We start from the raw sequence: 14,446 nt of genomic DNA, 5'->3' as shown, positions 1-14,446 counted from the left end.
TTGGTCGCAGGCCACGGAACTTTCGCCGCAGGGTGCCGGTCCGATCTTTCGACCTGCCTGCAGCAACCTCGTCGACGCTTCGCCCCGCAGGTCCCACGATGGCCCCGAAGCCCCGCTCCGGGGCCATCTTTTTTGCATCGTCGCGACAGCGCTGAACCGTGCACATGCCGTGGACCATACGTTCACGGATGGTGGACGGCGCCGTCCGGCACAGTGGTCTTCATTCTGATGAACCACTGCAAGGACTCTTCGATGCGCCCTGTACCCACCCTGCTCGCCCTTTCCCTGCTCGCCGCCGGCGCTTCGTTCGCCACAGCCGCCCACGCCGCTGAAGGCGATGACCGCTTCGCCCTGCGCCTGGGTGCGATGAACATCGACTCGGACAACACCCTTCGCGGCAAGACCAACGTCGCCGGCCAGGACATCGGCTTCTCCGAGGACTTCAAGCTGGGTGGCAAGGAATGGGAGCCGCGCATCGACGGCATGTTCCGCATCAGCAACCGCCAGCGCCTGCTGTTCAACTACTTCAAGTACGACAAGGACCGCCGCGAGACCCTCGGCCAGGACATCTCCTTCGGTGACGTCAACGTGCCGTCCGGCAGCTTCGTCAAGGGTGAGCTGAAATACCAGGTCGCCAGCCTGGTCTATGACTACTCGGTGGTGGACACCGATACCTTCGACCTCGGCCTGCAGCTGGGTGCCGAGTACGCCAAGGTCAGCACCAAGGCCTACGCCGATCTGGGTACCGTTTATGAGGGCCAGTTCCTCAACGAGAAGACCGACGGCGTCGCGCCAGTGGTCGGTGCGCGCCTGAGCTTCACCCCGTCGGAAAAGTGGATGATCACGCTGCAGGGTCAGTACCTCAATACGCGCTGGGGCAGCTTCGATGACTACAAGGGCGACCTGAGCCGCGCCAACGCCATCGTCGATTACCGCTTCACGAAGAACTTCGGTGTGTTCGCTGGCTACGACTGGTTCAAGCTCGACGCGGACAAGAAGGGCAGCGATGGCACCATCGGCCTGAAGCAGGAATTCAAGGGCCCGGTGGCCGGCGTCAGCTTCGTGTTCTGATCCCCCGCCCCCTTCCACGGCATCCTCTCTCCTGGCGCGGCCTCCGGAACATCGGGGCCGCGTTTTTTGTGGCTTCTGACAGAAGAGCAGAAGCGGGTTGGTCGAGCGCTTGAGGGAGAGGGGGCTGGGTTCGAATGTCCCCCGGCGCCGGCCTGCGGACGTCACCTCCTCCTTTACTTCGCACCCAGCCCCCTCTCCCTCCGCGTGTCAGGCATCCAGGCAGCCGCTGCGGTGGCGGCGGTTGTGGCTCCGCCTTCCGCACGCCGAACCGCTGCGCGGCCGGCCCGAACGCTTGCAGTGAGAATGATCGAGGCCCAACAAAAAAAACCCCGGCAATGCCGGGGCTTTTCGTTCGCAAAGGCGCGGGCGCCTTACTTCTTCTTCGGCATGTACAGATCGGTGATCGTGCCGTCGTAGATTTCCGAGGCCATCGCCACCGATTCGCTCAGCGTCGGGTGCGCATGGATGGTGTGGCCGATGTCTTCCGCTTCCGCACCCATCTCGATGGCCAGGCCGATCTCGGCCAGCAGGTCACCGGCATGCACGCCGACGATGGCACCACCGATGATGCGGTGGGTCTCTTCGTCGAAAATCAGCTTGGTGAAGCCCTCGGTACGGCCAATGCCGATCGCGCGGCCGCTCGCCGCCCACGGGAACTTGGCCACGCCGACCTTCAGGCCCTTGGCCTTGGCTTCGGTCTCGGTCACGCCAACCCATGCGATTTCCGGGTTGGTGTAGGCCACCGACGGAATCACGCGGGCCACCCACTCCTTCTTGTGCCCGGCAGCCACTTCGGCGGCCAGCTTGCCCTCGTGCGTGGCCTTGTGGGCCAGCATCGGGTTGCCGACGATGTCGCCGATGGCAAAGATGTGCGGCACGTTGGTGCGCATCTGGCGATCAACCGGGATGAACCCGCGGTCGGTCACCTGCACGCCAGCCTTCTCGGCATCGATCTTCTTGCCGTTCGGCGAGCGACCCACGGCCACCAGCACGCGGTCGAAGGTGCCCTGCGCCAGCGCAGGCGCCTGGCCTTCCTCGGCGGCTTCGAAGGTCACGGTGATGCCCTTGGCATCGGCGGTCACGCCGGAGGCCTTGGTCTTCAGGTGCACTTCGATGCCCTGCTTCTTCAGGCGGTCGGCCAACGGCTTGACCAGGTCCTTGTCGGCGCCTGGCATCAGCTGGTCCATGAACTCGACCACGGTGACCTTGCTGCCCAGCGCGCCATACACGGTGGCCATCTCCAGGCCGATGATGCCACCACCGACGACCAGCAGCGAACCCGGCACTTCGGCCAGTTCCAGTGCGTCGGTGGAGTCCATCACGCGCTTGTCGTCCCACGGGAAGTTCGGCAGCTTCACCGCCTGCGAACCGGCGGCGATGATGCACTTCTGGAAGCGCAGCAGCTGGGTGCTGCCGTCTTCGGCGGTGATCAGCAGTTCGTTGGCGGAAACGAACTTGCCCACGCCCTGCACGCTGCGGACCTTGCGCTGCTTGGCCATGCCGGCCAGGCCCTTGGTCAGCTGGTTGACCACCTTTTCCTTGTACTGGCGCAGCTTGTCCAGGGTGATGGTCGGCTTGCCGAACTCGACGCCGAAATCACCGGCGTGGGCCACTTCGTCGATGACCGCTGCGGCGTGCAGCAGGGCCTTGGACGGGATGCAGCCCACGTTGAGGCAGACACCGCCGAGGCTGGCGTAGCGCTCGACCAGGACCGTATCCAGGCCGACGTCGGCGGCGCGGAAGGCGGCGGTGTAGCCGCCCGGGCCGGAGCCCAGCACGACCATTTCGCATTCGATGTCGGCCTGCTTGCCGCTGGACAGCGCCGGCTTCGGCGCAGCAGGTTCAGCCGGGGCGCGGTGCGACGGGGTCACCGGCGGCTTGCTGGCCGGAGCGGCCGCTGCCGGGGCCGGCGCGGCAGCCTTGGCCGGGGCTTCGGCGGCACCTTCAGCGTCCAGCACCACGACCACGGCGCCTTCGGACAGGGTGTCGCCGAGCTTGACCTTGATTTCCTTGACCACGCCGGCAGCCGAGGACGGCACTTCCAGGGTGGCCTTGTCCGATTCCAGGGTCACCAGACCCTGGTCCTTCTTCACCGTGTCGCCGACGGCGACCAGCACTTCGATCACCGGTACATCGCTGTAATCGCCGATGTCGGGAACCTTGATTTCAATCGTGGCCATGGTGGGTTTTCCTCGGGCCCGCCCGGCGTGGCCGGCGGGCTGTCACTGCGTTTCGACAGGCGGCCGCGCCAGGGGCAGCGGCCGCACGATGGGGGCGAAGCGGATGCCTTACAGCAGCACGCGGCGCATGTCGGCCAGTACCTGCGACAGGTACGTGGTGAAGCGTGCGGCCAGGGCGCCATCGATGACGCGGTGGTCGTAGCTCAGCGACAGCGGCAGCATCAGCTTCGGTGCGAACTCCTTGCCATTCCAGACCGGCTGGATGGACGACTTGGAGACGCCGAGGATGGCCACTTCCGGTGCATTGACGATCGGGGTGAACGCGGTGCCGCCGATGCCTCCCAGCGAGCTGATCGAGAAGCAGCCGCCGCTCATGTCGGCCGGGCCCAGCTTGCCGTCGCGCGCCTTCTTGGCCAGTTCGCCGGTTTCCTGCGCGATCTGCACCACGCCCTTCTTGTCCACGTCGCGGATGACCGGCACGACCAGACCGTTCGGGGTGTCGGCGGCAAAGCCGATGTTGAAGTACTTCTTCAGGGTCAGGTTCTCGCCGCTGGCATCGAGCGAGGCGTTGAACTCCGGGAATTTCTTCAGCGCCGCGGCACTGGCCTTGATCAGGAAGGCGAGCATGGTCAGCTTGATGCCGGCCTTCTCGTTTTCCTTGTTCAGCGCCACGCGCAGGCCTTCCAGGTCGGTGATGTCGGCCTGTTCGAACTGGGTGACGTGCGGAATCATGGCCCAGTTGCGGGCCAGGTTCGCGCCGGAAATCTTCTTGATGCGCGACAACGGCTGCACTTCAACGTCGCCGAACTTGCTGAAGTCGACCTTCGGCCACGGCAGCAGGTTCAGGCCGCCACCGGCGGCAACGGCACCACCGGCAGCCGCCGGTACGCCGCCGCTGAGCGCGGCCTTGACGAACTTCTGCACGTCACCCTTGGTGATGCGGCCACCCTTCTCGGTACCATTGATCTGCAGCAGGTCCACGCCCAGCTCGCGGGCGAACACGCGCACGGCCGGAGTGGCATACGGCACCTTGGCCGGCAGCACGCCATCGGCGTTGAACTGCACCGGCGGGCTGGATGGTGTACCCGCCGAGGCGATCTCGCGAGCAGCCAGCTTGTCCGGCTGAGCCGGCACGGCGACCGGCTCCACCTTGGTGGCGGTCTCTGCGGCAACCGGAGCAGCGGCAGCCGCTGCTTTGCTCGGTGCCGGCGCAGCAGCGCCCTCGGCCTCGATGATGGCGACCACATTGCCCTGCGACAGATTGTCGCCAACCTTGACCTTCAGCTCCTTGACCACGCCAGCCACCGAAGACGGCACTTCCATGGTGGCCTTGTCGCTTTCCAGCGTGACCAGGCCCTGGTCCTTCTTGACCGTGTCGCCGACGGCGACCAGCACTTCGATGACCGGAATTCCGGAGTAGTCGCCGATATCCGGCACCAGCGCTTCAACCGCACCACCGCTGGCGGCCGGGGCAGCCGGCGCAGCAGCGGCGGGGGCCGGTGCGCTCTGGGTGGCGGCAGCCGGAGCCGCTGCCTTGGCCGGTGCCGGGGCGGCAGCTGCCGGCTTGGCAGCCTCGCCTTCAGCCACTTCGATCAGCGCCACGACCTTGCCCTCGGACAGGGTGTCACCGACCTTGACCTTGATCTCCTTGACCACCCCGGCGACGGCCGACGGCACTTCCATGGTGGCCTTGTCGCTTTCCAGCGTCACCAGGCCCTGGTCCTTCTTGACCGTGTCGCCGACGGCGACAAGCACCTCGATTACCGGGATATCGCTGTAGTCACCGATATCGGGGACAAGTGCTTCCTTGATTTCGGCCATGGGGATAACTCCGGCAATCTGGTGTAGGGAAACGTCTATTGTGCGGCCAGCGGGGGCCAGCGCCAACCGTTACAGGTGTTTTCAGTACGCACGCAGCCGGGACACGCTGTTGCCCATGGGTTGCGGCTGCATCCAGTCGGTAGCGTATTGTCCGGACGATGTCCGCTTCATGTCGCCAGTGCGTCGGCCACCGGCTGCCAGGCCAGGCGCAGGCGCGGCAACGACCACGCGGCATTGGCCGGGCTGGTGGATGGCAGCGCCAGCAGCGTCGGAGGGGCCTCCAGACGGAGCAACACCCAGCGCTGGAACGCCTGCAGCGACGCACCGCCGTTGCAGCCGATCAGCTCCAGCTCAGGAAGCGAAGCGATCAGTGCCGGCAACGCATTGGGCACTTCCGTGCCACGCACGATGTCGGCATCCAGGCTGCCGCGCCGCTCGCACTGGCCAATCACATCCCACAGGCCGACCTTTGCCGCCATCAGTGCCTGCAGCCGTTGCTGGTAGGCCAGTCCTGCGTCGAAGCCGCAGATATCGGCCAGCAACGGCCAGAAACGATTGCGCGGATGGGCGTAGTAGCGCTGCTCCTGCAATGACGCAACGCCGGGCATCGAGCCCAGCAGCAGCACCCTGCAATCCACGTTCACCTGCGCTTGCAGGCCGATGCACAACGTTGCTTCGCTCACATCTTCTCCAACTGCATGAATGCCACCGATGGCCGAAAAGCCCATGAAAACAGGCTTTCCGCTCCAGTCGCTGAACAAGGAAAACTATTTTTTAACGCGCGTCGGATTCGATTCATGTTGGGGCGACTACGGTGTGCTCGCCCCGCAACCGGGAGCCCAAAACAAGAAACATTAGGAGATACCCCCATGCGCTCCATCCGTATCCTGAGTCTCGCCCTGCTGACCTCCGCCGCGTTCGCGCCGGCCGCTTTCGCCCAGGACAGCAGCACCACCGATACCGCTTCGGGCAAGCATTTTGCCGTTGTTGGCGGCATCTCGCTGCTGGAACCGAAGAACGACCCGATCACCGGCGTGAAGAAGACCGATGGCGGCCCGGCGCCGACCGTCAGCTTCAGCTACTACATCAACGACAACTGGGCCGTTGAACTGTGGGGCGCTGCCGACAAGTTCGACAACAAGTTCAAGGGTCCGGACAACGCCCGCCTGGGCTCGGTCGAGCAGCAGCCGATCGCGCTGAGCGGCCAGTACCACTTCGGCCAGGCTGACAACGTGTTCCGTCCGTTCGTGGGCGTGGGCTACTACCAGTCGAGCTTCAGCAACGAGAAGCTGGGCAACGGCGCTGACAGCGACATCCGCTTCAAGGATGCCAAGGGCGTGATCGGCACCGTCGGTGTGGACATGAACATCAACTCCACCTGGTTCGCCCGTGCCGACGCCCGCTACATGCGCTCGCGCCCGGACGTGAAGATCGGCGGCGAGAAGATCGGCGAAGCCAAGATGGATCCGTGGACCGTCGGCTTCGGCATCGGCGCCCGCTTCTGATCCAGGCTGTACCTGCTTCACTGATGTAACGCGACGGGCCCTTCGGGGCCCGTCGTCCTTTCCGTCACCCGCTGTCTGTAGAGTCGACTGTCAGTCGACTGCTCTTGTAGAGCAGAGTCCATGCTCGACTATCGAAAAAGCAGTCGACTGACGGTCGGCTCTACACACAAACAGGATGCGGAGGCGCGATGCATGAAGTCGACCTGCTGGTGATCGGTGGCGGCATCAACGGTGCCGGCATCGCCCGTGATGCCAGCGGTCGTGGCCTGCGCGTGCTGCTGTGCGAGCAGCATGACCTTGCTGCGCATACCTCCAGCGCCAGCAGCAAGCTGATCCACGGTGGCCTGCGCTACCTGGAGCAGCGCGAGTTCGGCCTGGTACGCAAGGCATTGGGCGAACGCGAGGTCGTTCGCCGCCAGGCCCCGTACCTGGTCCGGCCGCTGCGTTTCGTGCTGCCCTGGGAACCTCACCTGCGCCCACGCTGGCTGCTGCGCACGGGCTTGTGGCTGTACGACCACCTGGGGCCGCGCAGCCCCGCCTTCCCTGCATCGGGCGCACTGGATCTGCAACAGGACCCGCTGGGTGCACAGCTCTCGCCATCGCTGCGACAGGCGTTCAGCTATGCCGACGCACAGGTCGATGATGCGCGTCTGGTCATCCTCAACGCGCGGGATGCCGCGCAACGTGGTGCACAGGTACGGGTCCACAGCCGCTGCGTCGACCTGCGCGCCGAACAGGGCCGCTGGCACGTGACGCTGGAAACAGCCGACGGCCAGCAGCAGGCGGTGATCGCCCGTGCCGTGGTCAATGCCGCCGGTCCGTGGGCAGGCGGCCTGTTGGATTGGATGCAGCCGCGCAGCGCCGGCCCTGCCCTGCGCCTGGTGCAGGGCAGCCACATCGTGCTGCGCCGCGCCTGGCCTGACGACAGTGCCTGCCTGCTGCAGCAACCCGATGGCCGCGTAGTGTTCCTGCTGCCGTTCGCCCACGACCACCTGCTGGTTGGCACCACCGACACCGACTACCGCGGCGACCCGGCACGCTGCAGCGTGCTGCCTTCGGAGGTCGCCTACCTGTGCGAGGCCGCCAACCGCTATCTGCGCGAACCGATCAGCGCGGCAGATGTGGTCTGGCAGTTCGCCGGGGTGCGTCCGCTGCTGGCCGACCCCGACCCGCGCGCGGCAAGGCTGAGCCGCGACTACCGCCTGCAGCTGCAGGTGGATCCGGCACCGGCGCTGCACGTGCTGGGCGGGAAACTGACAACCTATCGGGTGCTGGCCGAGGAAGCGCTGGAGCTGCTGCGCCCCGCCCTGTCGCAGATGGGAGCGGCATGGACGGCAACGGGAGAACCACTGCCGGGCAGTGACTGGGGCGACGCCGCTCAGGCGTGCTCACGCTTGCTGGCTTTGGTGCCGTGGTTGCCAGCGGACATCGCGCGGCGCTGGGCCGAAGCCTACGGCAGCCGAAGCCTGGCGTTGCTGGAAGGCGCACAGAGCATGGCCGATCTGGGCGATGCGTTCGGCGCTGGACTGCATGCGCGCGAGGTGGCGTTCCTGTGCGAGCACGAGTGGGCGCGCAGTGCCGAGGACGTGCTGTGGCGGCGGAGCAAGCTGGGCCTGCGGCTGGATACCGCGCAGGTGGCACGGCTGCAGGAATGGATCGATAGACGGTAGAGTCGAGCTTGCTCGACTGACATGAAAAGCAGTCGAGCAAGCTCGACTCTACCAACACCGTCGCTACCGGAGACGCTGCATGACGCCCCGCTACGTGCTGGCCATCGACCAGGGCACCACCAGTTCGCGCGCGATCCTGTTCGACCATGCCGGCGACATCGTCGGCAGCGCGCAACGCGAGTTCGCGCAGATTTTCCCGCAGCCGGGCTGGGTCGAGCATGACCCCCGCGAGATCCTCACCAGTGTCTATGCCACGCTGACCGAACTGCTCAGCCGCGGGCAGATCGACCCGCGCCACATCGCCGCACTGGGCATCACCAACCAGCGCGAAACCACCGTGGTCTGGGACCGCTCGACCGGCCAGCCGATCCACAATGCCATCGTCTGGCAGTCGCGGCAGAGCCACGCCATCTGCGAACGGTTGAAGTCCGAAGGCCATGAAGCGCTGGTTCGCGAGCGTACCGGCCTGTTGATCGATGCCTATTTCTCGGCCACCAAGATCCGTTGGATCCTCGACCATGTGGAGGGCGCGCAGCAACGCGCCGAACGCGGCGAGCTGCTGTTCGGCACCATCGACAGCTGGCTGGTGTGGAACCTGAGCGGTGGCCAGGCGCACGTGACCGACTACAGCAATGCCGCGCGCACCCTGCTGTTCAACATCCACACGCTGGACTGGGACGACGACCTGCTGGCGCTGCTGGACATCCCGCGCGCGATGCTGCCGCAGGTACGCGACTCCAGTTCGGTGTACGCGCACACCCGGCCGCAGTTCTTCTTCGACCATCCGATTCCGATCGCCGGCATCGCCGGTGACCAGCAGGCAGCGCTGTTCGGCCAGGCCTGTTTCCAGCCGGGCATGGTCAAGAATACCTATGGCACCGGCTGCTTCATGCTGATGCATACCGGCGCGCAGGCGGTGCGCTCGCGCAATGGCCTGCTGACCACCATCGCCTGGGGCCTGGACGGGCGCGTGGAGTACGCGTTGGAGGGGTCGATCTTCGTCGCCGGTTCCGTGGTGCAGTGGTTGCGCGATGGACTGCGCATGATCGAGCGCGCCAGCGACAGCCAGGCGCTGGCCGCGCAGGTTCCCGATAGTGGTGGCGTGTACCTGGTGCCGGCTTTCGTCGGCCTGGGCGCGCCCTACTGGCGCAGTGACGTACGCGGGGCGATGTTCGGCCTGACCCGTGGCACCCGCAAGGCCCACTTCGTGCGCGCGGCACTGGAGGCCATGGCCTACCAGACCCGCGACGTGCTTGATGCGATGCAGTCCGATGCCGGCATCGCGCTGACCGAACTGCGCGCCGACGGCGGTGCGATCGGCAATGACTTCCTGGCCGGATTCCAGGCCGACATCCTCGGCGTACCGCTGCTGCGGCCTCGGCTGACCGAAACCACCGCACTGGGCGCGGCCTATCTGGCCGGGCTGGCCGTGGGCTTCTGGTCAAGCCGCGAGCAGATCGCCGCGCAGTGGGGCCTGGACCGGCGCTTCGAGCCGCAGATGGAGGTGGCCCGGCGCGAGAAGCTGTATGCGGGGTGGCAACAGGCGGTGGCCGCCACCCTCGCCTTCCACGTCGACTGACGGTAGTGCCGGCCGCTGGCCGGCAACCCCATGATCCTTGGCAGCATTTGCAGATTGCCGGCCAGCGGCCGGCACTACCGCATGGCCAGAACGTCCGCGGCGCCGGTCAGAACGCCGGCAGCACCGCGCCCTTGTACTTGGTCTCGATGAAGGCCTTCACCTGCGGGCTGGTCAGGGCCTTGGCCAGCTTCTGCACGCGGGCATCGTCCTTGTTGTCCGGGCGTGCGACCAGGAAGTTCACGTACGGCGAATCCTTGCTCTCGATCGCCAGTGCATCCCTGGTCGGGTTGAGGCCGGCATCCAGCGCGTAGTTGGTGTTGATCAGGGCCAGATCGACCTGGTCCAGCACGCGCGGCAGCATCGCCGAATCCAGCTCGCGGAACTTCAGCTTCTTCGGGTTGGCAGCAATGTCGCGCTGGGTCGACAGCGCGTTGGTCGGGTCCTTCAGCTCGATCACACCGGCCTTGTGGAGCAGGATCAGCGCGCGGCTGTTGTTGCTCGGGTCGTTCGGGATCACCACGTCGGCGCCTTCGCGCAGCTCGGCCAGCGACTTGATCTTGCGCGAGTACGCGCCGAACGGCTCGATGTGCACGCCGATCACCTTCACCAGATCGCTCTTGCGATCGCGGTTGTAGGCATCCAGGTACGGCTCGGTCTGGAAGTAGTTGGCATCCACCTGCTTCTGCACCAGCTGATCGTTGGGCTGCACGTAGTCATTGAACACGCGCACATCCAGGTCCACGCCTTCCTGCTTGAGGATCGGCTTGACCACTTCCAGGATCTCGGCATGCGGCACGGCCGTGGCGGCCACCACCAGCTTCTGCGAGGGCTCGCCGGACTTGCCGCAGGCGGTCAGGGCCAGCGCAGCGGCGAGCAGGGGCAGCAACAGGGTCTTCTTCATGGGCGAAAGGGTTCTCGGGGGGAGGGTCAGGAGTTGTCGTAGTTGCTCAGGGCAAGCTCAAGCAGCGCCTTGGCCTGCTCGCGCAGCATCACCGGTTCGACGATCTCGGCATCCGAGCCGTAGTGCAGCACGTCCATCAGCAGTTCACGGGAGACGCTGTACGGTACCTTCAGCTCGTAGCGGCCGTCGGCCAGGAAACGGCCCTGCTGCTTGGAGTGCCAGTGTTCGTCGGCCACCCAGCGCGCGGCCTTGGCGCTGAACAGGATGGTCGCCCAGCCCTTCGGTGCACCGGAGAAGATGCCGTAGCTGGCGCCCAGCTGTTCGTCGAGCTCGCTGTCGGCCACGTCGCGGGCCGTGCTGTCGACCACCCGCGCCTTGTGGATGCGGTCCACGGCGAAACTGCGCAGGGCCTCGCGGTCGTGGTCCCAGGCATCCAGGTACCAGTTGTCGCGGTAATGGGTCAGGCGCTGCGGCGAGACCGTGCGCTTGGTCGGCTCGTCGGTGGAGCGTGCGCGGTACTCGAACGCCAGCTGGCGGCGCTCCAGCACGGCCGAGGCCACGCTGCGGAAGCTGCCCTCGTCGAACTTGCGGCCACGGTGCGGGATCACCCGCACACGGTCCACCGGCCAGTTGGAGACGCCGGCCTGGGCCGCCAGCAGGCTCTCGATGCGCTGTTGCAGCGGTGCCAGCACCGAGGACAGCACGCCGCCGCCGGTCCGTGCCAGCAGGTGCTGCGAGGCCAGCAGGGCGTGCAGCTCCTCCGAGCTCAGCCACAGGCCGGGCAGCTCGAAGCGGTCACTCTCGTCGGCCTGGTAACGGAAGCCGGCCTCGCCGTCGCCCTCGATCGGTGCCATCAGCGCATCGCGCAGGAAGGCCAGGTCGCGGTAGACGGTGGCGCGGGAACAACCGAGCTTGTCCTGCAGGGTCGCCACCGTCACCGGATAGCGCGCGGACTTGAGCAGACGATGCAGGGCGGTGATGCGTTCGTATCGGTCCATACCCCCGATTATGTCCGAGTCGCGGGTCTTGTGTGGGACGTTTGGGCTATCGTGGGCGCCCCCCGCCCCATGGAACACCCGATGCGCCGGTTGCCTGCCCTGCCCCTGCTGGCCTGCCTGCTGCTGGCCGCCTGTGATCGCGCACCGGCTCCGGCCGGCACTGAGGCCGCCGTCCCTGCCGCCGATCCGGCGCAGGCAGTGCTGGCGGCCAGCCAACGCTTCGCCACCCTGCGCAGCTTCCATGCCGAGCTGGAGGTGCTGGGTGCGCCGGAACCTGTGCGCAGCGCCATGGACTTCGTCGCCCCCGATCGATTCCGGCTGCAGACCGCGGCCGGACCGCAGACGATCATCGGCGACACCATGTTCCTGCAGGCCGACGGCGGGGTCCGCCAGGTCCCGACCCCGCCGGGCCTGCTTGAGCAATGGCGCAACCCGCTGCCGGCCGATGCCCTGCCCGCCGACCTGCGGGCCGAAGACCTCGGCAGCCAGTCCCTGGATGGGGTCGAAACCCGCCACTACCGGTTGCGCGGCGCCCAGCCCGGCGAACGCATGGAGTACTGGGTGGACGCGCAGGGCCTGCCTCGGCAGATCGTACGCAGTGGCAGCAGCAACGGCCGCAGCTTCCAGCTGCGCCTGCGCTATTCGCGCTTCAACGACCCGGCATTGCGCGTCGATCTACCCTGAATGGGCTGGCGGCAGGAACGTTTCCTGAAGCGCGTTTTGGATCGATTCGGACCGCCATCACGCTTCCAGTATCATCACCGGCTGTCAACCGCTTCGGAGAAGCCCCGATGTCCCTGCGTGTGTCCCTGCTGATCCCCCTGCTGCTGTGCGCGCCGCTTGCGTATGCGCAGGACGCCTCCGAACTGGCGGCGATGTCTTCGCCGTGGAGCGGCAGCGGCGGCGAGCTCGGCTTCGCCTCGGCACGCGGCAACAGCAGCACCGAGAGCTTCAACGGTCGCCTGCGCCTGCGCTACACCGACGGCGACTGGGTGCACAGCATGGACCTGTTCGGCCTGCGCTCCAGCTCCAAGGTGACCGAGACCAACGACGACGGCACCACCACCCGCCGCAACAACACCACCGCCAACCGCTACACCGGCAGTGCCGGCAGCGCGCTGCAGCTGGGCGAGCATCGCCAGCTGACCGCGACGGTACGTACCGAGCGTGACGACTTCGCCACCTACGACCGCCAGAGCTCGTTCGGTCTGGGTTACGGCACCCGCCTGTGGAACACCGAGCGTTTCTCGTTCGACGCGCAGATCGGCCCCGGTGTGCGCCGCACCCACAGCACCGAAGACGACCGCACCCGCACCGGCATGATTGGTCGTGGCCTGTTCGACCTGAAGTACTCGCTGACCGACAACACCGACCTGGTCAACACCCTCCTGGTCGAATCGGGTTCGTACAACACCTTCGGCCAGAACGACTTCGGCGTCTCGGTCAGCATGAACGAGCACCTGGCGCTGAAGGCCGGCTGGCAGGCGCGTTACAACAGTGACGTGGCCGAGGACAAGCGCAAGACCGATACGCTGACCACGATGAACGTGGTCTACAAATTCAAATAAGAAACGGGCGCCAAAGGCGCCCGTTCTTCTTTCGGTAGTGCCGGGCGCTGGCCGGCAACTGCATTCAATCGGGGCACGAGGTTGCCGGCCAGCGGCCGGCACTACCTGCGATGCCTCAGACGTTCAGCAGTTCGCCGGCACCGGCATCCAGCAGCATCTTCGCCACGCGCTGGCCCAGTACTTCCGGGTCACTGGCCGGGCCGATCGCCTCGGCGCGCACCGCGCGGCCATCACTGGCACTGCCGACCAGCCCCTGCAGGTGCAGATCCTGCCCCTGCCACTGCGCGATCGCCGCTACCGGCACGTGGCAGCTGCCATGCAGCGCACGGTTCATCGCCCGCTCGGCCTCGACGCAGGCACGGGTAGCCGCGTCATCCAGGCCGGCGAACAGCGCCATCAAGCGCGCATTGCTGCCATCACATTCCACCGCAACCGCGCCCTGTGCCGGCGCCGGCAGCCACTGCGGCGGTTGCAGGCGGGCGACGATGCGCTCGCCCAGCCCCAGCCGCTCCAGCCCGGCCACCGCAAGCACGATGGCGTCGTAGCCGCCGTTGTCGAGCTTGGCCAGGCGGGTGTTGACGTTGCCGCGCAGGTCCAGCAGCTGCAGGTCCGGTCGCAGCGCGCGCAGCTGCGCCTGCCGACGCAGCGACGATGTGCCGACGCGCGCACCGATCGGCAGCGCATCCAGCGAGGCATACAAGTTGGAAACAAAGCCATCGGCCGGATCGTGGCGAGTCAGCATCGCCGGCAGCGCGAACGGCGCATCCAGTTCCATCGGCACATCCTTCAAAGAGTGCACCGCGCAGTCGGCCTCGCCACGCAGCATGGCCAGTTCCAGTTCCTTGAGGAACAGGCCCTTGCCACCGATGGCCGCCAGCGAGCGGTCAAGCACCTCATCGCCGCGGGTGCTCATCGGCACCAGTTCCACGTGCAGATCGGGATGTGCCTGGCGCAGGCGGTCGGCGACGTGTTCGCTCTGCCAGAGGGCGAGCGGGCTCTTGCGGGTGGCGATGCGGACGGTTTCCATCCGATCATTATCGCGCCTTCGGCGCGGATACGGCCAACGGCGAAGCCCCTCGTGGCTGGTGGGGGGATCGTGAAGGCAACAGCCGTGCTTGGACGGGGGGGGGGGGGGGGGGGGGGGGGGGGGGGG

12 protein-coding genes are annotated in these 14,446 nt (G+C 66.6%); 6 read left to right on the top strand and 6 right to left on the bottom strand.

From position 1 onward, the window contains the following. Nucleotides 1-252: 252 nt before the first annotated feature. Complete coding sequence (locus AC07M7_RS09905; protein ID WP_010481314.1) at nt 253-1,071, top strand: hypothetical protein; 819 nt, start codon at nt 253-255, stop codon at nt 1,069-1,071. A gap of 371 nt (nt 1,072-1,442) precedes the next feature. On the opposite strand, the gene lpdA is transcribed toward AC07M7_RS09905, so the two are convergent. From lpdA to AC07M7_RS09890, 3 genes are all read right to left on the bottom strand, one after another. After that, nucleotides 1,443-3,251, bottom strand: a complete 1,809-nt coding sequence (lpdA, locus tag AC07M7_RS09900) for a dihydrolipoyl dehydrogenase (RefSeq protein ID WP_482998351.1) — start codon at nt 3,249-3,251, stop codon at nt 1,443-1,445. 108 nt (nt 3,252-3,359) lie between these two features. Further along, on the bottom strand, nt 3,360-5,072 hold the full coding sequence (gene aceF / locus AC07M7_RS09895; protein ID WP_046984969.1) for a dihydrolipoyllysine-residue acetyltransferase: 1,713 nt from the start codon (nt 5,070-5,072) through the stop codon (nt 3,360-3,362). A gap of 167 nt (nt 5,073-5,239) precedes the next feature. Continuing rightward, entirely contained in the window at nt 5,240-5,755 is a 516-nt protein-coding gene (locus AC07M7_RS09890) for a DNA-deoxyinosine glycosylase (RefSeq protein ID WP_495207300.1), read from the bottom strand. A 186-nt stretch (nt 5,756-5,941) separates the two neighbouring features. On the opposite strand from AC07M7_RS09890, the gene AC07M7_RS09885 reads away from it, so the two are divergent. The 3 genes from AC07M7_RS09885 to glpK all read left to right on the top strand — a co-directional run bounded on the left by AC07M7_RS09885 (nt 5,942) and on the right by glpK (nt 9,826). Then, entirely contained in the window at nt 5,942-6,577 is a 636-nt protein-coding gene (locus AC07M7_RS09885) for an OmpW/AlkL family protein (protein WP_136639053.1), read from the top strand. Between the two features lie 188 nt (nt 6,578-6,765). Next, entirely contained in the window at nt 6,766-8,247 is a 1,482-nt protein-coding gene (gene glpD, locus AC07M7_RS09880) for a glycerol-3-phosphate dehydrogenase (protein ID WP_495207299.1), read from the top strand. Nucleotides 8,248-8,326: 79 nt separating this feature from the next. Beyond that, nucleotides 8,327-9,826 carry a glycerol kinase GlpK gene (glpK, locus tag AC07M7_RS09875; protein WP_046987546.1) on the top strand — a complete coding sequence of 500 codons (1,500 nt, stop codon included), beginning with the start codon at nt 8,327-8,329 and terminating at the stop codon, nt 9,824-9,826. A gap of 106 nt (nt 9,827-9,932) precedes the next feature. On the opposite strand, the gene AC07M7_RS09870 is transcribed toward glpK, so the two are convergent. Further along, the gene (locus AC07M7_RS09870) at nt 9,933-10,727 is read right to left on the bottom strand and encodes a MetQ/NlpA family ABC transporter substrate-binding protein (RefSeq protein WP_046987545.1); all 795 of its coding nucleotides are present in this window, start codon (nt 10,725-10,727) and stop codon (nt 9,933-9,935) included. A 26-nt stretch (nt 10,728-10,753) separates the two neighbouring features. Beyond that, nucleotides 10,754-11,725: a helix-turn-helix transcriptional regulator gene (locus AC07M7_RS09865; protein ID WP_046987544.1), complete on the bottom strand. Its 972-nt coding sequence runs from the start codon at nt 11,723-11,725 to the stop codon at nt 10,754-10,756. An 81-nt stretch (nt 11,726-11,806) separates the two neighbouring features. Here AC07M7_RS09865 and AC07M7_RS09860 point away from each other — a divergent pair, with 81 nt between their 5' ends. Both AC07M7_RS09860 and AC07M7_RS09855 read left to right on the top strand, forming a co-directional pair. Then, nucleotides 11,807-12,409, top strand: coding sequence for a LolA family protein (locus AC07M7_RS09860; protein ID WP_046987543.1), 603 nt, complete (start codon nt 11,807-11,809; stop codon nt 12,407-12,409). Nucleotides 12,410-12,516: 107 nt separating this feature from the next. Beyond that, nucleotides 12,517-13,293, top strand: coding sequence for a DUF481 domain-containing protein (locus tag AC07M7_RS09855; RefSeq protein WP_046987542.1), 777 nt, complete (start codon nt 12,517-12,519; stop codon nt 13,291-13,293). 115 nt (nt 13,294-13,408) lie between these two features. Here AC07M7_RS09855 and hemC read toward each other — a convergent pair whose 3' ends face one another. Next, nucleotides 13,409-14,320 carry a hydroxymethylbilane synthase gene (gene hemC / locus AC07M7_RS09850; protein WP_046987541.1) on the bottom strand — a complete coding sequence of 304 codons (912 nt, stop codon included), beginning with the start codon at nt 14,318-14,320 and terminating at the stop codon, nt 13,409-13,411. Nucleotides 14,321-14,446 lie beyond the last annotated feature (126 nt).

It is taken from the genome of Stenotrophomonas sp. GW821-FHT09E08 (genome assembly GCF_059416125.1).
The sequence above is the reverse complement of the archived record's forward strand: the minus strand, read 5'-3'. Positions and strand labels throughout refer to the sequence as shown.

Bases quoted from the DNA above. Each gene is read 5' to 3' on its own strand.
- AC07M7_RS09905 (WP_010481314.1), top strand. From the start codon at position 253: ATGCGCCCTGTACCCACCCTGCTCGCCCTTTCCCTGCTCGCCGCCGGC.
- lpdA (WP_482998351.1), bottom strand. From the start codon at position 3,251: ATGGCCACGATTGAAATCAAGGTTCCCGACATCGGCGATTACAGCGAT.
- aceF (WP_046984969.1), bottom strand. From the start codon at position 5,072: ATGGCCGAAATCAAGGAAGCACTTGTCCCCGATATCGGTGACTACAGC.
- AC07M7_RS09885 (WP_136639053.1), top strand. From the start codon at position 5,942: ATGCGCTCCATCCGTATCCTGAGTCTCGCCCTGCTGACCTCCGCCGCG.
- glpD (WP_495207299.1), top strand. From the start codon at position 6,766: ATGCATGAAGTCGACCTGCTGGTGATCGGTGGCGGCATCAACGGTGCC.
- glpK (WP_046987546.1), top strand. From the start codon at position 8,327: ATGACGCCCCGCTACGTGCTGGCCATCGACCAGGGCACCACCAGTTCG.
- AC07M7_RS09870 (WP_046987545.1), bottom strand. From the start codon at position 10,727: ATGAAGAAGACCCTGTTGCTGCCCCTGCTCGCCGCTGCGCTGGCCCTG.
- AC07M7_RS09865 (WP_046987544.1), bottom strand. From the start codon at position 11,725: ATGGACCGATACGAACGCATCACCGCCCTGCATCGTCTGCTCAAGTCC.
- AC07M7_RS09860 (WP_046987543.1), top strand. From the start codon at position 11,807: ATGCGCCGGTTGCCTGCCCTGCCCCTGCTGGCCTGCCTGCTGCTGGCC.
- AC07M7_RS09855 (WP_046987542.1), top strand. From the start codon at position 12,517: ATGTCCCTGCGTGTGTCCCTGCTGATCCCCCTGCTGCTGTGCGCGCCG.
- hemC (WP_046987541.1), bottom strand. From the start codon at position 14,320: ATGGAAACCGTCCGCATCGCCACCCGCAAGAGCCCGCTCGCCCTCTGG.